A 17,497-nucleotide genomic window follows, 5' to 3' on the forward strand; every position below is an offset into this window, starting at 1 on the left:
AGGGTATAGACGGCGCGCGCGAGCAACAAGGCGCAGTCGGTGTCGCCTTCTTGGTGACGTCTCGCCGCTGAGCGCCACCGGGTCGGGGTGACTCGCCCTGGGTACGCCCGTATCTCCTACAGGAGGAGGCGGGTAGGGGTGGTGCTGGAGGGCGGAAGCGGCGGGGCGGGGGTGCCACGGATACGGATCTTGCCCTGCACAGGACGCACGGGACGCACGCGGCCCACAGAACTGGACAGGCCGGGCTCTGTCGGGTCGCTCGGGTGGGGCGCGTTCGCTCGCGTGTGCACCTGCGAGGGGAGGAGCTGAGGCGGTGTGCGGGATATGAATGCGGGAGATGTGAGTGTGAGGTGCGGGGTCGTGGGGCGTGGTGTGCATGACGTCGCGGCAGTGCCGGCGAGGTCACCGCTTCCGTTCTGGCCACGAGCGTGAGTGGCGGCGGCCCCACTCCCTGGCGTGCTTATTCATGCGGGTGCGCAGCCAGGCCATCCAGAAGGCGAGTGGCGTGGCCAGGGCTCCCCACAGGGCGGAGCGGAGCCAGGACCCTTCTGTCTCGTACTGCAGAATCAGGGTGATGGCGATCCAGGTTGCGACCGCGAAGGCGCCGGTCTTGGCCTTTCGTGTCGTCATCTGTGACGAGTACCCGGCAGCGACGAACATTCCCTGCCGGGGGTGAGTCGGGATACGTACCGCGAGAGCCCACTAGTGCTTGATCGGCGGGCAGTAGCCGGTCTTGTCGCCGATGGTGTTGATTTCGGCGTTGGGCCGGGAGTCGCCTGCGTAGTTGATCTGGTTGGTGCAGCTGACGCCGGGCTTCTTGGGAGTGCCGGGCGGTGTGGCGTTCTTCTTCTTGGGGGCCGGGCAGTGGCCGGTTTCTGCGCCGATGCTGTTGATCTCGGCGTTGGACCTCGGGTCGTCCGCGTAGTTGAACTTGTTCGTGCAGCGCTCCCCCGTCTCCTTGGAGGCGCTCGACGACGCGCCGTGGGAGGCCTTCGGAGAGGTCTTCTGGGAAGTCTTCTGAGTGGTCCTGGTCGAGGCGGCGGGTGCCTGCCGGTCGCCATCGGAGGCGGACGACGAGGCTGCGGACGACGAGGCTGCGGACGAGGCCGCCGACGGTGAAGAAGCGGCCTTGCTGTCGCCGCCCTGGCCACAGGCGGTGAGCCCGAATGCGGCGGCGGCGATGACCACGGCGGCGGCAGCCTTGCGGACGTGACCAAGAGTGGTGAGGTGCGACATTTTTCTCTCCCCGTTCGGCGTCGGTTGGTGAGAACAAGACTGTCGGCCACCGCTGTTTTTTCGCCGTCGCCCGGCTAACGCTGCGCTAACGCATGACGGGCACGGCCCTTGGACAACGGCAACGGGGTGGCAGCCGTCTCCATGGGCCGACCGCGTGAGCAGTACAACGCCGAATGGGGTCGCCTCAGCATCGGCCGGGCCACCGACATCAGTAAGTGGCTCACCGGCGACGGCATAGCCCATCTGCCGTCGCCGATGCCGTCCCGGGAGGCCGAGGCCGTCTTGCTGGACAAACGGGAGCCCCCCATAGGGCCGCTCATCAGGGCCACCCGGCTGGAACCATCTTTTGCCGAGAAACCAGTGGCTGCGGCTTACTTCCTCTCGGCGGTGCACAGCTCCCAGGCCACCCCGGGCCCCGGTACCGGCCCCATCGCCGCCGACGCATAGGACGATGAGGCCGTACGGGCCGCGTCAGTCGGAAATCGCCACCCGTTCCACCGGAATCCACAGTTCCGCGTCTGCCTCGTTTCCGTTTTCCGAGAGGCGGGTGCGGAGGATTTCAGGGCCCGGCCTGCTCCGGTACGGGTTGGACGGGAACCACTGGGTGAACACGTCGCGCCACAGAATCTGCAGTGTTTCCGGGAACGGCCCGGAATGCTCGAAAACGGCCCAGGTGCCCGGCGGGACGACCAGCGTGTCCAGGGCGTCCGGCGCGTCCGCCTGGGGCACCACACCGTGGTAGTAATCGAGGTCGGTGCCCTCCGCGCGGCTGGGGTCGAGGTCGTCGCACACGGCCACGATGCCTTCCGGCTGCTGGTCGGAGAGGGCGGCGATCCGCCGTATCGTCTCCTGGCCGATACCCCGGACGAACTCCGCGATCGCCGGGTTCGCCCCTTCATGGACGAGCGGGACCCGCGCCTTCTTCCCCACGACGTGAAACTGTTCCTTCTCCACGATCCGGTATCGCATACTGCTGCTCCCTTCGACAATGAGACGGAAGGACATCCGGGGCTGGGCGTGCAGCGGAGCTCCGTCCCGCCGGGCTTCTCCCGGTCCCACACCGTGTACGGACCGGAAAGCCCGCGCGAACGCTTCACCCGAGCCGTATCCGTACCGCACCGCGATGTCCAGCAGCGTCCGGTCTCCGGCGAGGACTTTGGCTCCCGCGACCGTGAGCCGCCGGCGGCGGATGTATTCCGACAACGGCATTCCGGCGAGCGCGGAGAACATACGACGGAAGTGGTAGTCCGACGTCATGGCGATTCTCGCCAGTTCGGTCACCTCGATCCGGCGGTGAATGTGCGCCTCGATGTGTTCCAGGGCCTCGTTCAGCCGTTCCAGCACTCCGGTCTCCTTCCCTTACGTCTATGACGTTAGGAGGACCGCATGGTCCCGTACCCGATATCTTGTGCCCGGTTCGGTCGGGTGTGGCGGAGGGGAGCCACGGTTGCCGGTACCGGCGGACGAGCGGCCCGTCGCGGAGCAGGCCGCAGGGGTGGGGGCGCTGTCGGTGGCCGCCTGGGCGGAGGGGGCGGGTCCGTATGCCCGCCTTGCGAAGTGGCTGTTTCCGAACGGGGGTTACGGGGCCCCGGACATGACGTGGGCCCGTGACCTGCTGGCGTTGCAGCGCGCCGCGCCGGGGACCTCGTATCTCGCGATGACGGAGGCGCTGCCGATGCTGCGTGCCGTCATGGACACCTTCGAGGTGGAACGGCCGGCAGCCGCGGTGGCGGCATCGGACGCCGCGTACGAGGCGGCCCTCGGGTTGTGCTTCGCCGGGCGGCGGGAAAGTGAAGTCGCGCCCGATGTCGCGCGGCTGCTGGCTGAAAATGGTCATCAGGTGGTCGCCTTTGCGGTCGTCGGGGCGGGGCCCGACGGGGCCGACCCGCGGCACGGGGCGGGCGAACGGGTCATCGCCGACGGCGACATGGTCGTGCTCGATCTCGTCGGCCTGCGGGACGGTTACGGCTCGAACTCCGGGCGGACCGTGCACGTGGGGCCGCCGTCGGCCGAGGAACGCAAGGTGCACGGCGGCGTACGGGAGGCGCAGCAGGCCGCCTCCGAGGCGGTCCGCCCGGGGGCGGTGAGTGAGGCGTAGCCAGAATGGCTACGGGCACCGGCTAAGGGCTAGGGACTGCGGGCGTCACGGGTTACGGGATCAGGACGACCTTGCCCATCGTGCCGCGGCTCTCCAGGGCGCGATGGGCGGCCGCTGCCTCGGCCAGGGGGAAACGTTGCACGTCCGGTACGAGACGGCCGGCCGCCGCCTCGGCGAGGGACGCGGTCTCCAGGGAGCGCATCGGGTGGTCGCCGCCCGCCTTGGCCATCATCACAGGGCCCAGTACGTGCTCCGAGGTGATGCCACGTTCGGCGAGCTCACCCTCGGCGAACTCCAGCGGCCCGCCGGTCAGCAGGCCGCCCGAGGACCAGCCGAAGACGAGGTGACGTCCGCCGCGGGCGAGCAGGTCCACGGCGGCGCGGCCCGGTGCGCCGCCCACGGAGTCGAAGACGAGGGTGGCGCCGGGGGCGTCACGCCCGTCCAGGAAGGCGCGTACCTCGGTGGGCCAGTCGGCCTCCTTGTAGTCCACGGCGAGGTCGGCCCCCAGCTTCCGTACGCGTTCGGTCTTGGCCGGGCCGCCGGCGAGGCCGATGACGGTCGCGCCGGCGTTCTTCACGTACTGGACGAGCAGGGAGCCGATGCCGCCGGCCGCCGCCGGGACGATCGCGATGTCGTCGGCGGTGAGGTCGGCGAAGAGCAGGATGCCCATGGTGGTGCGGCCGGTGCCGATCATGGCTACGGCCTGGCCCTCGTCCAGGTTTCCGGGGATGTCGTGCAGCTTTTCCGCGTCGACGACGGCCTTCTCGGCGTAGCCGCCCGGGTTCATGCCCAGGTGGGCGACGACCCGGCGGCCCAGCCATTCGGGATCCGTGCCCTCGCCGAGGGCGTCCACCGTGCCCGCGACCTCGCAGCCGGGGACGGTCGGCAGGTCGGGGAGCGGGGCGGGGCCGCCGGTGAGGCCCTCGCGCAGGGCTGTGTCGAGCAGGTGGACGCCGGCCGCCGCCACGGCGATCCGCACCTGGCCGGGGCCCGGGCGGGGGTCTTCGACCTGCTCGTACGTGAGGTTCTCGGCGGGGCCGAAGGCGTGCAGCCGGACTGCGTGCATGGCGTTCTCCTGGTGCGGGTGGTGGCCGTACGCCGGGTGAACCGGCGGAGCGGGTGGATGTGCCGTTGGCCCTCACTCTGTTTCCTCAACTTTGGTTGAGGTCAAGGTTGGATCTTCGGGTTCGTAGAGGTGGGCCGTCGTGAGCTGGCGTGAGCTGATGCGGGTTGATGCGGGCTGATGCGGGCTGACGTCCGACGACGTGTGGCGAGGGGTGGTCGGTTCGTGTGGTCCGAGGGGTGTTTGCCCTGGTCAGCTGGCTGGTCCGGGGAATTGTCAGTGGGGTGGTTCACGATGGGGTCAGTTGGTCGTGCGGATGGGTTCGGGACGGAAGGACAGGAAGGCGGTGGGCGGGCGTGAGGGAGCGTGACGGCGGGACGGGGCGGCCGGTGCGGCAGGGCGGAGCGGGGCGTTCGGTGCGGGAGGTGCGGCGGCCGACGGTGCGGCTGCCGGAGCTCCAGGCGTATGCGGGCGTCGAGTTGGAGACCGAAGGGGATTACGACGGGTTGGAGTTCGCGGACGCCGACCTGACGGGGCAGCCGGGGCGTGGGGCCCGGTTCATGGACTGCGCTCTACGGCGGTGCGCGCTGGATGAAACGGTCCTGAGCCGGGCGCGGTTCATCGACAGCGTGCTGGACGGAGTGCGCGGGGTGGGGACGGACCTGTCGCAGGCGTCGCTGAGGGACGTCGAGGTCCTGGACGCGCGGCTCGGTGGCGTCCAGATGCACGCGGCGGTGCTGGAGCGGGTGGTGGTGCGCGGCGGGAAGATCGACTTCCTGAATCTGCGCAAGGCGAAGCTGAAGGACGTCGCCTTCGAGGGGTGCGTACTGGTGGAGGCGGACTTCGCCGGCGCGGAGCTGGAACGGGTGAGCTTCGACGACTGCACGCTGTCCCGGGTGGACTTCAGCGGCGTACGGATGCGCGATGTGGACCTGCGCGGGGTGGCCCGGCTGGACATCGCCCGGGGGATCGACCGGCTGGCGGGCGCGGTGATCAGTTCGGCGCAGCTGATGGACCTGGCGCCGGCGTTCGCGGCGGAGATAGGGGTGCGGGTGGAGTGAGCGGGGGGTGCGGCGGGGAGTAAGTCATGGGGAGTGGTTTACGGGGCGTGGTCCACGGCGGGCCGGCCGGGGAGGGGAGTGGCGGGGTGGGAAGGACGAGTGGAGCGCGCGAGCGGGGTGGCCGGCGCGCGCGGGGGCGAAGGTTCAGAGGCGGGGGAAGCGGGCCTGGAGGTCCCATACGGCCGGGTTGTCACCGAGCCCGTCGTGCAGGTCGGTGAGGTCGGCGATCAGGTCGTGCAGGAAGTCACGGGCCTCGCGGCGCAGGGCGGAGTGCTGGAAGGTGAGCGGGGCTTCGTCGGCCGGCATCCAGTCGGCGTCGACGTCCACCCACCCGAAGCGGCGTTCGAAGTACATCCGGTCCGCCGACTCGGTGAAATCCAGCTCCGCGAACTGGGGCTGAGCGGCGCGGTTGCCGAGGGGGTCGCGGTCGATCCGTTCGACGATGTCGCACAGGGCCCAGGCGAAGTCCAGCACCGGCACCCAGCCCCAGGAGGTCTGGACCTCGCGGTCCTCCTTGGTGTCGGCCAGGTAGACGTCGCCGCAGAAGAGGTCGTGGCGCAGGGCCCGTACGTCCGCGGTGCGGTAGTCCGTCTGCGGCGGGTCCGGAAAACGGCGGGAAAGGGAATAGCCGAGGTCGATCACGTTCTTGATGGTGTCACGCTCGTACGTTCGTCCGCGCCGTCGCGGTCGTCGTAGCGGGCGGAGGCGGGGCGCGGACGGGCCCACGGACAGGCTCACGGGCAGACCAGCGGTCTGGCCTACGGGCGGGACCACTGACAGATCAGCGGACAGACGAGGCAACAAAGCAGAGGGTGGGGACGGATCATGACAGGTTCCATGACCAGACGCTCGGGCGTCGCACTCTTCGCCGCCGCGGTACTGGCGGCACTTCCCGTGCTCGGTACGGAGCGGGAGGCGGCCGCGGTGGCCGCGGCGGCGCCCGTGGCGGGGGCCGCGGGGGTATCGGGGACTGCGGCGGGGCCGGGTGAGGGGAACACCGGGCGCTTCGCGGAAGCTCGGGACGGTGACCACGGCGGTGGGCAGCGATGGCGGGGCGCCTGGGCGACCTCCGCGCAGGCGCCGCACGCGCTGAGCCCGAACTGGTCGACGCAGGGCTTCACCGACCAGACGGTCCGGCAGGTGGTCCGGGTCAGTACGGGAGGTGACCAGGCCCGTTTCGAGCTGTCCAACCGTTACGGCCGGACGCCGCTGACGGTGACCGGTGCGACTGTCGCCCGTACGGGCAAGGGGGCGACGGTGCAGGACGGGACCGTACGGCAGCTGCTCTTCGGGCGGCAGCAGTCGGTGACCGTGCCCGCGGGCGGCGAGGTGCGCAGCGACAGGCTGCCGATGAAGGTCAAGGCCCTGGAGTCCCTGACCGTGACGCTGTACCTGGCCGGGCCCACCGGGCCGGCCACCTTCCACCAGTCGGCCCAGGCCACGACCTACCGCGCGGCGGGTGACCACCGTGCGGACACCGGGGGTGCGGCCTTCACCGAGCAGTCCCAGTCCTGGTACTACCTGTCGGGGGTGGAGGTCGCCGGGGGCAAGGACGACACCCGTCGGAGAGCGGTGGTGACCTTCGGTGACTCCATCACCGACGGCTACGGCGCGACCGTGGACGCGAACCGCCGCTATCCGGACGTGCTGGCGGAGCGCTTCGCGGCCACCGGTCACCCGCGCAGCGTGCTCAACCAGGGCATCAGCGGAAACCGGATCACCGCGGACTCGACGTGGGCCGGGGAGAAGGGCGTGGCCCGGTTCCGGCACGACGTGCTCGGTGAGCCGAACGTGGGCACGGTCATCGTGCTGGAGGGGATCAACGACATCGGCGCCAGCGCCTCGCCGGACTGGCCCGGTGGCCAGGCTCCGGACGTGTCGCTCGCCCAGCTCATCCAGGGGCACCGCTCGCTGATCCGCCAGGCACACGCGGCGGGGGTGAAGGTGATCGGTGCGACGGTGACGCCGTTCAAGGGCGCCGGGTACTACTCCGAGCGGGGGGAGGCCAAGCGGGACGCGCTCAACGAGTGGATACGCACCTCCGGCGAGTACGACGAGGTCGTTGACCTGGACCGGGCCCTGGCCGACCCGGCCGACCGGGACCGCCTGGCCCCGGCCTATGACGTCGGCGACCACCTGCACCCGAGCGACGCGGGATACCGCGCCATGGCTGAGGCGGTCGACCTGGACGAGCTGTAAAGGGGAGGGGCGGAGGGCCGGCCGGGCCGGTTGGCGGCTGGTGGGTTGGCGCCTTGCCTGCTTGGTGACTTGGTGACTTGGTGACCGGGTGACTTGGTGGCTGGGCCGGGAAGGGGACTGACCTGGAAGGGCGGGAGGTCTGAACGGCCGGATCGGCGCGGCGAGGACTCGCGGACGATGGACGCGGCCTCGCCGGGCCGGGCCGAGCCGGTCGAGCCGTTCCATTCCGTGCCGTGCCGTTCCACTCCATTCCGTGCCGTGCCGTGCCGGAGCGGGATGGAGCGGAGTGGGGTGGGCGTCATGGCTTCGGCAGGGTGGCTTCGTGGATGGCGTGGAGGTGGATGAGGACGTCGAAGGAATGGGCGATGGCGACGTGGGCGTCCGGGTGGGGGTGCTGCGTGCCGATGTTGCGGGTGGGGCGGGTGGCGTTCAGCCAGGTGCGAGCGGTGGGTGAGGTGCGGCGGACGTCGAAGTAGAAGTTCCGGTAGCGGACTCTGTCGAGGGTGTGCTCGTTCATGGCGGCATCGGGGGCGCCCACGGTGAACTTTTTCCAGTCGCCGGTGAGGGCAGCGTCCTTCGAGAGGAAGGAACGTGGTGGAAGGTGAAGCCGATGGGGGTGTAGTTCGTGCCCAGCGCGTCGCGTAGGAACGAGCCCTGCGTCTTCGGGTAGGTGACGGGGTCGCCGGCGACGTAACCGACATGGTCGTTCTGTGCGGAGAGCAGGATCTTGTGGCCGGTGCGCCGCTGCCACCAGGTGATGTTCTGGGCCATCACTTCGTCGCGGTAGCGCTGGGAGGCGGAGACCGAGGCGGGGTCGGTGACGTCCATGGTCAGAAACTTGGCGGTCTGGGCGATGGATCGGGCGTTCTGCTCGGTCCGGTCGAAGGCGTCCCCACCGGGCCCCTTCAGGCCGGTGATCAGGTCCAGGGCTTGCCGAGCCTTGAGGGCGAGCCACTGGCGTTCCGCCAGTGGTTTGCGCAGGTAGGCGAAGACGTCGTCGATCGGGCGCAGCCCGGTGTACAGCTCGTCGAGCTTCGGCAGCGACTCCGGATGGTTCCGTCGTACGTAGTTGGTGACGCGGCCGAAGAACCCGTCGTTGATGCTGGGGGCGCCGATGTCGTCGCCCATGAAGTGGACGGTACGGCCGGGGTGGCGGCGATTGTAGTCGCGCATCCAGGTGATGAGGCTGACGAATTCCTCGCGGTCCCAGGGAGAGTTGGCCAGGGCCTGCTTGGCGACCTGGCGGGCGTCGCCTTTGCCGGTCTGGAGGTACTCGTCGATCTGGAGCCCCGCGGACCAGCTCAGCTCCAGGGCGAAGGTGGTGAAACCTTTCTTCTCGACGAGGTGACGGAAGAGGCGGTGCTTCATGGTGAAGAACTCGTGGGAGCCGTGGGTGGTCTCGCCGAGACCGACGACCTTGGCGCTGCCGATCATGGCGGACAGCGCGCGCAGGTCGGTCGTGTTTCCGCCGGGTTCGGTCGAGCGCAACGGATGGGCCGCTCGTTCCAGTGCGGGGACGGGGGTGCGTGCCGGGTGTTCTGTGCGTGCCGGGTGTTCTGTGCGTGCTGGGGCGGCGGAACCGGCCGAGGTGGCAGAGGGGGTTGGGGCGGCGGAACCGGCCGAGGTGGCAGAGGGGGTTGGGGCGGTGGAGAGGGGTGCGGCAGAGGCAGGAGCTGCCGGGGCTTGGGCGGCTTCGGCTGTTACGGGGGCGAGGAGTGCTCCCGTCGCGATCATGGCCGTAGCCAGTAGCGCCCGTCGGTCGATGCGGCCTCGGAGTCGTTCTCGTTGGCCTTGGCCTTGGCCTCGGCCTCGGCCTCGGGCTCCGGCTCGGGCTCGGCCTTGGACTCGTTCCCGGTGTCGGCGTCGGTGTGCAGCCATGTTTTTCGCCCCTCAATTCGCCGCGGCAACTTGAGAAGGATCATGGCTCGTAGCCCCATGACCACGCGCTACGGACAACCGCCCGGTTTTTACGGGGGGTAGAACGCGCCCGGTGGTGGCCCTGGCAACACCTCATCGCCACAGCCACGCGCGAGCCATCCGCCCATGGTCCCGAAGGCCAGGCGGACGAGGGGCAGCCAGGTAAGGGGGCCGAGGGAGGAAGGGGAGAGAAGAGGAAGGGGAGAGAAGGGGGAGGGGAGAGAAGCGGGGAGGGGGCGGCGTCGCAGGGCAAGCTGTTCGCCGTGCGGGCAGCAGGGCTGTGCCCCGTGGGCGCATGGGCTCGCCCCGAACGTGCGGGGGCCACTGCGAACGCAACGACAAGTCGTTGTGGGTGTGCGACGGGCCTGCCCTCGCCGTGCGGCACTTACTCACTGGGGGTCCTGCGAGGGCCGGGGCACACCCTCAGAGCTTGGGGCGTCCCCGCCCCGCCAAGGCTGGCATGGCCTGGGGCATCCACACCCCGCCAAGGCCGAACATCACGGCAATCTGCGTCCCCAGGCCCTTTCGGTCCCAAGCGCCCTGCCTATCCCGCAGCAAGCCCCGTTCACCATCTCAAGCGACGCACCAACCCCAGGCGCTACGTTCTGCAGCAAGCCTCACGCCCTCCCACCCCGAGACCCTTGGCCCCAAGCGCCCCGGCCCCAAGCACTCCTGGCCTCGAGCGTCGCGTCCTCCGCACAACAAGCCCCGCCCCCTTCTGCCCCGAGCGCCCCGCCCGCGCCATAGCAAGCCTCGCCCCGTACCCCAAGCGCCTCCGGCCTCAAGCGCCTCGAAGTAGGCCTCGTCCCCTCCATTTCCAAGGCTCCTGGCCCCAAATGACCTGCCTACGCCATAGCGAGCCTCGCCCCACAGCCTCGCCCCACAACCCAAGCGCCCTTGGCCTCAAGCGCTGGCCCGGCCTCAAACGCTGCCCCGGCCTCAAGCGCTGCGCCCACCCCAAGCCCGCCCCCCTCTAACCCCAAGCCCCGCCCCCTCACCCCAAGACCTCTCCGGCCTCAAGCGACGCGCCCACGCCAGGCCCTGTCCCTCCCAGTCCGGGTGACGCTCCCGGCCCCGGGCCCTGTCCCTCCCAGTCCGGGTGACTCTTCCGGCCCCGGGTCCTGTCCCTCCCGGTCCGGGTGACTCTTCCGGCTCCGAGCCCCGCCCTCCCAGTTCGAGTGACGCTTCCGGCCCCGAGCCCTGTCCCTCCCGGTCCGGGTGACTCTTCCGGCCCCGAGCCCAGCCCTCCCAGTCCGGGTGACTCTTCCGGCCCCGGGCCCTGTCCCTCCCAGTCCGAGCGACGCTTCCGGCCCCGAGCTCCGGTCCCTCCGCAAGCACCGCGCCTCACACCAACCCACCCCCCCCATGCACCGCACCCCGCCAAGACCTTGGTCTTGGCGGGGTGCGGGGTGTGGCTTTCCGAGGCGCAGACCGGTCTGGGGCGGGGGGCTCCGGAGGGGGCTGCGTCGGGGGAGGAGGTCCGGGGTCAGACGTTGACGCCGAAGTCCTTCGCGATGCCGACCAGGCCGGAGGCGTAGCCCTGGCCGACGGCGCGGAACTTCCACTCGGCGCCGTTGCGGTAGAGCTCGCCGAAGACCATGGCGGTCTCGGTGGCCGCGTCCTCGCTCAGGTCGTAGCGGGCGATCTCGGCGCCGCCGGCCTGGTTGACGATGCGGATGAAGGCGTTCCGGACCTGGCCGAAGTTCTGGCTGCGGTTCTCGGCGTCGTAGATCGAGACCGGGAAGACGATCTTGTCGATGTCGGCCGGGAGGGCCGCCAGGTTGACCTTGATCTGCTCGTCGTCGCCCTCGCCCTCACCGGTGACGTTGTCACCGGTGTGCTCGATGGACTGGTCCGGCGTGACCTTGTTGTTGAAGAAGACGAAGTGCTGGTCCGAGTAGACCTTGCCGCTCGTGTTGACCGCGATGGCGCTCGCGTCGAGGTCGAAGTCCGTGCCGGTGGTGGTGCGGACGTCCCAGCCGAGGCCGACCGTGACGGCGGTCAGGCCCGGTGCCTCCTTGGTGAGCGAGACGTTGCCGCCCTTGGACAGGCTTACAGCCATGGGGATGTCCCTTTCCTCGTCGAATCGTCGGGCTCCGTACTGCGGACGAAGCTACCGTCACCCTGCACAACGCGACGAAGGGACCGTCGGGTTCCAGCTCCCTTTACTTTCTTTGCCAATTCCTGATGCCGGGGGGCGGGAAGGGGCCCCGTGCGAAGGCGGGCGGCCGGGGGATGCGGCAAAAGAAGGTGACGGGAGCGGGTGGACGCGGGATCATGGGGGCATGTCAGGGCCCTATGTCATCCGCGGTTCGGTCGCTCTTCCGGAGGCCGAGCTGGTATGGCGTTTCACGCGTTCCTCGGGGCCCGGCGGGCAGCACGTCAACACGTCGGACAGCCAGGTGGAGTTGCGTTTCGACGTCGCGGCCACCGATGCGCTGCCCGAGGTGTGGAAGGAACGGGCGCTCCAGCGGCTGGCCGAACGCGGCCGGCTGCTGAACGGCGGAGTGGTGTCCGTACGGGCCTCCGAGCACCGTTCCCAGTGGCGCAACCGGGAGACCGCCGCCGTACGGCTCGCCTCGCTCCTCGCCGAGGTCACCGCGCCGCCGCCCAAGCCCCGGCGCAAGAGCCGGATACCGCGCGGGATCAACGAACGCCGGTTGCGGGAGAAGAAACAGCGCGGCGACGTCAAGCGCGGCCGCTCCGGCCGCGACTGGAGTTGAAGCCACAAGCCTCCGAGTCTCCAAGCTTCCGAGTCTCCGAGTCTCCAAGCTTCCGAGTCTCCGAGTCTCCGAGCCGCCTCCTCGGCAGTGGCCTATGGCCCGCGTAGCCCCGGGGCGCCCGTAGAGCCCCGTGGCGGCCGTAGCCTCGTAGCTCCCGGAGCCCCTGCCCTCCGGCCCGGCGTTTGGTCGCGTAGCTCCTGCCCCCGACCCGACCCGGCCTGCCCCGTCCCGGACTGCCCCGGTCCAGGCCGAGCCACCCCCTCACCACCCCAGCCACCCCCTCACCACCCCAACCGCCCCCTCACCCCAAATGCCGATACTTCCCCCGGAAGTACGTCAGCGGCCCCTTGTCGTCCCCCGCCACGTCCGCCGCCAGGACGCGCCCGATCACCAGCGTGTGATCGCCGGCCACGACCCGCTGTTCCGTGCGGCATTCCAGGTGGGCCAGGGCGTTGCCGATCAGGGGGGCTCCGGCCTGTTCGCCCCGTTCCGTAGGAATGTCCTCGAAGAGCAGTCGGTCGCTGATGCGGTTCTTCATGGCGAACCGGCCCGCAATGTGCCGCTGCCCCTGCGACAGCACCGAAACCGCCCAGAGGGGCTGATGCTCCAGAAGGTCGTCCATACGGGAGTCGTTGCGAACGCTCACCATCACCAAGGGCGGTTCCAGCGACACCGACATGAAGGCCGTGGCGGTCATGCCCACATCCTCGCCGCGCGGCCCGTCCTCCGGATCGTGCGCGGTGATCAGTACGACCCCGGCGGCGAGCCGGGACAGGGCGGCGCGGAACTCGTCGTCACTCACCCCTCCAGGATGGGGGATCGACCCTCCACCGGGCGCGGAGAGTGGCATGGCGGGCGCCGCGGGGCGATCGCCGGGCGTGGCGGCGGAGGTTTTCGTGAACACGCCATGAACGCTAACGGGGGCCGTAGGCTGCTCGCATCGGGCCCGGGGACCAGGCGTGGCCTAGGTCCGGCGGACGAGTGCGTCGTGCGTCCGGATTTGCGTTCAGGAATTGTAGAAGTGCCTCCGACGGCGCCTATTTGAAGATCATCAAATGGCCGCCACGCTCTGTGACTTGAGTCACAGCAGCCGGTAATTGTTGACCCTGTGTACCGAGTGAACAGCTCACTGTGATTCAGTGGCCGTGGCAATCGGACGACACAGAATCCTGGAGTTGCTGTCGAGGTCTCGGGGAGAGCGAGCGATGGAGACCGAGTCGGAGCCATACGTCCGTCTTGCGACCCTGAGGCAGCTGCACCAAGTGGTCGCCGAGCTGAACACCGCACGCAGCCTTGCAGACACCCTGCAGACCGTCGCCGACGGAGTGATCACGGGGCTCGGGTACGAGCTGGCCGCGGTCAACCTCGTACGGCCGGACGGTGACCTCGTGGTGGCCGCGGTCGCCGGCAGCGCCGGTGCCGAGGCCCTCATGGCGGGCCGGGTCGGCTCCCGCGGCTCGTGGGACCGCCGGCTGAACATGGCCGAGCGCTGGGGCGGCCTGTGCTTCATCCCGCACACCGAGGGCTGGGTGCTGGACGACGACGACGTGCCCCAGTGGCACGCCGCCGGGCCCGAGCCGCGCTTCCCCGACGAGTGGCACCCGATGGACCGCCTCTTCGCACCCATGTACACGGCCGCGAACGGCGGGGGCGAGCTGCTCGGCGTGCTCTCCGTCGACAAGCCGCGCAACGGCCGCCGCCCCGGCGCGTGGGGGCAGGAGGCGTTGCAGATGTACGCGTTCCAGTCCGCCATCGCGATCAGCAACGCCCGGCTGCGTGCCAACATGCAGCGCGCGCTGGTCCGCCTGGAGCGCGAGCAGCAGGCCCTGCGCGCCAGTGAGGAAAGCTTCCGGCAGGCGTTCGAGTACGCGCCCAGTGGCATGGCCATCGCCGAGATGGGCGGCGACCAGCACGGCCGGCTGCACCGTACGAACGACGCGCTGTGCCGCCTGCTGGGCCGCCCGGCCTCCGCGATGCGCCGCTACTCCTTCTCCGACCTCGTGCACCCCGAGGACATCGGCACCCTGCTGCGCACCTCCGCCGAGGGGGGCCGCGCCGAGCTGCGGCTCGCCCGCCGCGACGGCACGTACGTGTGGGTCTCGCTGCGCAACTCCGTCGTCGCCGACACCGCCGACGGCCCGCGTTTCCTGCTCACCCACGTCGAGGACATCGAGGAGCGCAAGCGCCACGAACTCCAGCTCGCGCACCGCGCCAGCCACGACGCGCTGACCGGCCTGCCCAACAGCGCCGAGCTGCGGGCGCGGCTCGGCGCCCGGCTGTGTTCGCGCCCGCCCGGCTCGGACGCGGACGCGTACGCCTCGGCCGCCTCCGCCGCGTCGGTCGCCGCCTTCCAGGAGGCGCACGGGTTCGGCTCGGACGGTCCCGAGGTCTTCGACGGGTACGACGCCGCCGACGGCCCGGAGCGGGGGCCGGCCGGACCGTACGACCACCATGTCCACGTCATCGCGCCGTCGGACGGACCGGAGGACGACGGCGCCAAGGGCCTCGCGGTCCTCTTCTGCGACCTGGACGGCTTCAAGTCGATCAACGACCGGTTCGGGCACCACACGGGCGACGCGGTGCTCATCGAGGTGGCCCGGCGGCTGACCAACGGGGTACGGGACGGCGACACGGTCGCCCGGCTCGGCGGCGACGAGTTCGTGGTGCTCGCGGACGGCCTGGGCAAGGCCGACGCGCAGGACCTCGCGGTCCGGCTGCGCAACGGCATCATCCCGCCCATCCGGGTGGACGGGCGCGGCGTACGGGTCGGCGCGAGCTTCGGGATCGGATGGGCGGCCTGCGGGATGTCCGCCGAGGAGGTCCTGCAATCCGCCGACCAGCGGATGTACGTCGAGAAGCGGTCCCGTTCGAAGGCGAGCCGGCGCGCGGGGTGAGCGGGGGCGCGGGCCGACCGGTTGTGCGCTGACCGAACGCGCGGTCCGGTGCCCCGGTGCGCCCCGGACTGCCGTGTCACGCCTCCTGCCCGGGGCGCGCAGGGCCTCCGCCGCGCGTTTCCGTAGCGGTCCTGTGGCCGTTCCGGCTCGGCGTGGCATCGCTCGAAAGGGGTAGGCTGCGCCGATGCGGCGGGGCGCCGCCGGGGGCCCGAAGATCAGCACAGCCATCTCGCACAGACCGCTGGGGAGTGACACGGAATGACGGCCGGCAACAACGGTGCGGGCACGCCCGAGGACGACGACCCGTTCGCCCACCTCTACCGCTCCGAGGGCGGCGAGGGCGGCGCGCAGGGCGCGGCGGGCGGCGGCTCGGCAGCGCGTCGGCCGGGCGTACCGCGTGCGTCGTACAACCAGGTGCGTGCGGTCGGCGAGCGCCAGTACGGACAGCGCCAGTACGGCCAGCAGCAGGTCCCCGCGCAGCAGCCGCCGTACGGTCAGCAGAACCAGCCGCCGTACGGGCAGCAGAACGCCCACTACGCGGCCCCCGAGACGCTCCCGGGCGGCGACAACGCCCGCCAGGGCCCGCCCCCGGGCCACGGCACCGGCGGCGCGCCCCGGCGCAACCACAAGGGGCTGCTGATCGGCGCGGTCTCGGTCGTCGCGGTGGTCTGCATCGGCATCGGCGTGGCCATGATCACCAACAGCAACGGTGACAAGAAGGACGAAGCGGGCGGCGCCGACCCGACCCCGACGGCCGGCGAGTCCGTCAAGCCCAGCGAGAAGCCGTCCGGCAAGCCGTCCCAGGGGCCGCTGCCGAAGGAGGCCGCGGCCTCGCTCTCGCTCAGCCCGGAGGCGAGCACCGACAAGTCGGTACCGGGCGCCAAGGCGGCGAACGGCGCTTACGTGTCGCTGAACAAGGTCGGCGCCTCCGCCACCTGGTCGGTCGACGTCCCCAAGAGCGGTGAGTACACCCTGCTCGTCGACTACGGCGTGCCGGGCAAGGACATGAAGACGTCCCTCGGGGTGAACGGCGGCAAGCCCGACCAGATCAACATGTCGAACTTCGCGCACGGCCCCGAGGGCGCCTGGGACAAGGGCTGGACGACCACTTATCGGTGGATCAGCCTCAACCAGGGCACCAACACGATCAAGATCTCCTGTGAGCAGGGCGACCAGTGCGAGGTCAATCTCGACCGGGTCTACCTCAAGGCGGGGCACGTGAAGCGCTGAGGCGCGGCCCGCAGCAGTACTCGGGAGCACTCGGCCTCACCCGGAAGGGCCGGGCCGCCACGGCGTACGCCCCCTACGCCGCCACCGGATGCTCCGTCACCGTCACGCGCCCCAGCAGTTCTTCGTACGTGTCCCGGTCGAACTCCCCCGCCGCCGGAGCCCGTACCGTCGCCGCCGACAGGGCCACCGCGCGCGCCAGGCGGGCCGGCCAGGGCAGGTCCTCGACCAGTCCGGAAAGCAGCCCGGCCACCGCGGAGTCGCCGGCGCCGGTCGGGTTCCCGGCGATGCGGCGGGGCGGGGCGGCCTGCCAGGCGCCGTCCGCGGTGACCACGAGCATGCCGTCGGCGCCCAGGGAGGCGGCCACCGTGTGGGCGCCGCGGCGGCGGGCGTCGCGGGCGGCACGCAACGGTTCGGTGGAGCCGGTGAGGGCGGCCAGTTCGTCGGCGTTGGGCTTGGCGAGGTCGGGGCGGGCGGCCAGGCCGCGGCGCAGCGGCTCGCCGCTGGTGTCCAGGAGGACGGGCACGCCCGCCGTACGGGCGGCGCGGGTCAGCCGCGCGTAGACGTCGACGGGGACGCCCGGCGGGAGGCTGCCGCACAGGGCCACCGCCCGCGCGTCGGCGAGCAGTTCGCGGTAGGTGGACATGAACGCGTCCCACTCGGCGGGCGTGACGGCCGGGCCCGGCTCGTTGAGCTGGGTGGTGTCGCCGGTGGACTCGTCCACGACGGCGACGGTGCGCCGGGTCGCGCCGCCGACCGGGACCAGCGCGTCGGTCACCGAGGTCTCCTGGGCGAGCAGCGAGCGCAGCGCGTCGCCGGTGCCGCCGCCCGCGAAGCCGGTGGCGACCGCCCGGTGGCCGAGCGCGGTCAGCACCCGGGCGACGTTCAGGCCCTTGCCGCCCGGGCGCTCGGAGACCTCGGTGACGCGGTTCGTGGAGTGCGGCTGGAGCCGGGGCACGCGGTAGGTGATGTCGAGGGCTGCGTTCAGCGTGACCGTGAGGATCATGGTTCCCCCTCCCCGGAACGTACGTGGACAGACGGCGGCACACCGGGCCGGCGGCCGGTGGGTCCGTACGGGA

18 protein-coding genes are annotated in these 17,497 nt (G+C 70.9%); 7 read left to right on the forward strand and 11 right to left on the reverse strand.

From position 1 onward, the window contains the following. Positions 1–402: 402 nt before the first annotated feature. Both JXZ78_RS13545 and JXZ78_RS13550 read right to left on the reverse strand, forming a co-directional pair. Positions 403–630, reverse strand: coding sequence for a hypothetical protein (locus JXZ78_RS13545; RefSeq protein WP_157851673.1), 228 nt, complete (start codon positions 628–630; stop codon positions 403–405). 72 nt (positions 631–702) lie between these two features. Further along, positions 703–1,236 carry a hypothetical protein gene (locus tag JXZ78_RS13550; RefSeq protein ID WP_030022511.1) on the reverse strand — a complete coding sequence of 178 codons (534 nt, stop codon included), beginning with the start codon at positions 1,234–1,236 and terminating at the stop codon, positions 703–705. Positions 1,237–1,377: 141 nt separating this feature from the next. On the opposite strand from JXZ78_RS13550, the gene JXZ78_RS13555 reads away from it, so the two are divergent. Then, complete coding sequence (locus tag JXZ78_RS13555) at positions 1,378–1,683, forward strand: hypothetical protein (protein WP_157851672.1); 306 nt, start codon at positions 1,378–1,380, stop codon at positions 1,681–1,683. A 24-nt stretch (positions 1,684–1,707) separates the two neighbouring features. Here JXZ78_RS13555 and JXZ78_RS13560 read toward each other — a convergent pair whose 3' ends face one another. Then, positions 1,708–2,580: an AraC family transcriptional regulator gene (locus JXZ78_RS13560; protein ID WP_030022508.1), complete on the reverse strand. Its 873-nt coding sequence runs from the start codon at positions 2,578–2,580 to the stop codon at positions 1,708–1,710. 103 nt (positions 2,581–2,683) lie between these two features. Here JXZ78_RS13560 and JXZ78_RS13565 point away from each other — a divergent pair, with 103 nt between their 5' ends. Next, positions 2,684–3,334, forward strand: a complete 651-nt coding sequence (locus tag JXZ78_RS13565) for a M24 family metallopeptidase (RefSeq protein WP_308281019.1) — start codon at positions 2,684–2,686, stop codon at positions 3,332–3,334. A 52-nt stretch (positions 3,335–3,386) separates the two neighbouring features. Here JXZ78_RS13565 and JXZ78_RS13570 read toward each other — a convergent pair whose 3' ends face one another. Continuing rightward, complete coding sequence (locus JXZ78_RS13570) at positions 3,387–4,400, reverse strand: zinc-binding dehydrogenase (protein WP_030022504.1); 1,014 nt, start codon at positions 4,398–4,400, stop codon at positions 3,387–3,389. Between the two features lie 413 nt (positions 4,401–4,813). Between JXZ78_RS13570 and JXZ78_RS13575 the strand changes: the two genes are divergently transcribed. Continuing rightward, positions 4,814–5,458: a pentapeptide repeat-containing protein gene (locus tag JXZ78_RS13575; protein WP_030022502.1), complete on the forward strand. Its 645-nt coding sequence runs from the start codon at positions 4,814–4,816 to the stop codon at positions 5,456–5,458. A gap of 144 nt (positions 5,459–5,602) precedes the next feature. Here JXZ78_RS13575 and JXZ78_RS13580 read toward each other — a convergent pair whose 3' ends face one another. Then, complete coding sequence (locus JXZ78_RS13580; RefSeq protein WP_030022501.1) at positions 5,603–6,100, reverse strand: hypothetical protein; 498 nt, start codon at positions 6,098–6,100, stop codon at positions 5,603–5,605. Positions 6,101–6,295: 195 nt separating this feature from the next. Between JXZ78_RS13580 and JXZ78_RS13585 the strand changes: the two genes are divergently transcribed. Then, positions 6,296–7,657: an SGNH/GDSL hydrolase family protein gene (locus JXZ78_RS13585; protein ID WP_238783089.1), complete on the forward strand. Its 1,362-nt coding sequence runs from the start codon at positions 6,296–6,298 to the stop codon at positions 7,655–7,657. Between the two features lie 298 nt (positions 7,658–7,955). Here JXZ78_RS13585 and JXZ78_RS40250 read toward each other — a convergent pair whose 3' ends face one another. The 4 genes from JXZ78_RS40250 to JXZ78_RS13600 all read right to left on the reverse strand — a co-directional run bounded on the left by JXZ78_RS40250 (position 7,956) and on the right by JXZ78_RS13600 (position 11,636). Then, entirely contained in the window at positions 7,956–8,174 is a 219-nt protein-coding gene (locus JXZ78_RS40250; protein WP_275127758.1) for an erythromycin esterase family protein, read from the reverse strand. Beyond that, positions 8,171–9,145, reverse strand: coding sequence for an erythromycin esterase family protein (locus JXZ78_RS13590; protein WP_275127759.1), 975 nt, complete (start codon positions 9,143–9,145; stop codon positions 8,171–8,173). The genes JXZ78_RS40250 and JXZ78_RS13590 overlap by 4 nt, the downstream gene beginning before the upstream one ends. A gap of 242 nt (positions 9,146–9,387) precedes the next feature. Beyond that, the gene (locus JXZ78_RS13595) at positions 9,388–9,579 is read right to left on the reverse strand and encodes a hypothetical protein (RefSeq protein WP_030022499.1); all 192 of its coding nucleotides are present in this window, start codon (positions 9,577–9,579) and stop codon (positions 9,388–9,390) included. A gap of 1,481 nt (positions 9,580–11,060) precedes the next feature. Then, the gene (locus JXZ78_RS13600; RefSeq protein ID WP_030022317.1) at positions 11,061–11,636 is read right to left on the reverse strand and encodes a TerD family protein; all 576 of its coding nucleotides are present in this window, start codon (positions 11,634–11,636) and stop codon (positions 11,061–11,063) included. A gap of 223 nt (positions 11,637–11,859) precedes the next feature. On the opposite strand from JXZ78_RS13600, the gene arfB reads away from it, so the two are divergent. Further along, positions 11,860–12,297 (forward strand): alternative ribosome rescue aminoacyl-tRNA hydrolase ArfB, encoded by a 438-nt coding sequence (gene arfB, locus JXZ78_RS13605; RefSeq protein ID WP_030022316.1) that lies wholly within the window; start codon positions 11,860–11,862, stop codon positions 12,295–12,297. A 301-nt stretch (positions 12,298–12,598) separates the two neighbouring features. On the opposite strand, the gene JXZ78_RS13610 is transcribed toward arfB, so the two are convergent. After that, positions 12,599–13,147: a flavin reductase family protein gene (locus JXZ78_RS13610; protein ID WP_078624481.1), complete on the reverse strand. Its 549-nt coding sequence runs from the start codon at positions 13,145–13,147 to the stop codon at positions 12,599–12,601. Between the two features lie 355 nt (positions 13,148–13,502). Here JXZ78_RS13610 and cdgB point away from each other — a divergent pair, with 355 nt between their 5' ends. Then, positions 13,503–15,191: a diguanylate cyclase CdgB gene (cdgB, locus tag JXZ78_RS13615; RefSeq protein WP_030022314.1), complete on the forward strand. Its 1,689-nt coding sequence runs from the start codon at positions 13,503–13,505 to the stop codon at positions 15,189–15,191. 258 nt (positions 15,192–15,449) lie between these two features. After that, positions 15,450–16,421, forward strand: a complete 972-nt coding sequence (locus JXZ78_RS13620) for a carbohydrate-binding protein (RefSeq protein WP_030022313.1) — start codon at positions 15,450–15,452, stop codon at positions 16,419–16,421. Positions 16,422–16,494: 73 nt separating this feature from the next. Here JXZ78_RS13620 and JXZ78_RS13625 read toward each other — a convergent pair whose 3' ends face one another. Beyond that, positions 16,495–17,424, reverse strand: coding sequence for a 1-phosphofructokinase family hexose kinase (locus tag JXZ78_RS13625; RefSeq protein WP_030022311.1), 930 nt, complete (start codon positions 17,422–17,424; stop codon positions 16,495–16,497). Between the last annotated feature and the right edge of the window lie 73 nt (positions 17,425–17,497).

This window comes from Streptomyces monomycini, assembly GCF_022271435.1.
Lineage (GTDB): Bacteria > Actinomycetota > Actinomycetes > Streptomycetales > Streptomycetaceae > Streptomyces > Streptomyces monomycini.

Coding starts and splice junctions, on each gene's coding strand:
- JXZ78_RS13545 (WP_157851673.1), bottom strand. CDS start 630: ATGACGACACGAAAGGCCAAGACCGGCGCCTTCGCGGTCGCAACCTGG.
- JXZ78_RS13550 (WP_030022511.1), bottom strand. CDS start 1,236: ATGTCGCACCTCACCACTCTTGGTCACGTCCGCAAGGCTGCCGCCGCC.
- JXZ78_RS13555 (WP_157851672.1), top strand. CDS start 1,378: ATGGGCCGACCGCGTGAGCAGTACAACGCCGAATGGGGTCGCCTCAGC.
- JXZ78_RS13570 (WP_030022504.1), bottom strand. CDS start 4,400: ATGCACGCAGTCCGGCTGCACGCCTTCGGCCCCGCCGAGAACCTCACG.
- JXZ78_RS13585 (WP_238783089.1), top strand. CDS start 6,296: ATGACCAGACGCTCGGGCGTCGCACTCTTCGCCGCCGCGGTACTGGCG.
- JXZ78_RS40250 (WP_275127758.1), bottom strand. CDS start 8,174: ATGAACGAGCACACCCTCGACAGAGTCCGCTACCGGAACTTCTACTTC.
- JXZ78_RS13595 (WP_030022499.1), bottom strand. CDS start 9,579: ATGATCCTTCTCAAGTTGCCGCGGCGAATTGAGGGGCGAAAAACATGG.
- JXZ78_RS13600 (WP_030022317.1), bottom strand. CDS start 11,636: ATGGCTGTAAGCCTGTCCAAGGGCGGCAACGTCTCGCTCACCAAGGAG.
- arfB (WP_030022316.1), top strand. CDS start 11,860: ATGTCAGGGCCCTATGTCATCCGCGGTTCGGTCGCTCTTCCGGAGGCC.
- JXZ78_RS13610 (WP_078624481.1), bottom strand. CDS start 13,147: ATGCCACTCTCCGCGCCCGGTGGAGGGTCGATCCCCCATCCTGGAGGG.
- cdgB (WP_030022314.1), top strand. CDS start 13,503: ATGGAGACCGAGTCGGAGCCATACGTCCGTCTTGCGACCCTGAGGCAG.
- JXZ78_RS13620 (WP_030022313.1), top strand. CDS start 15,450: ATGACGGCCGGCAACAACGGTGCGGGCACGCCCGAGGACGACGACCCG.
- JXZ78_RS13625 (WP_030022311.1), bottom strand. CDS start 17,424: ATGATCCTCACGGTCACGCTGAACGCAGCCCTCGACATCACCTACCGC.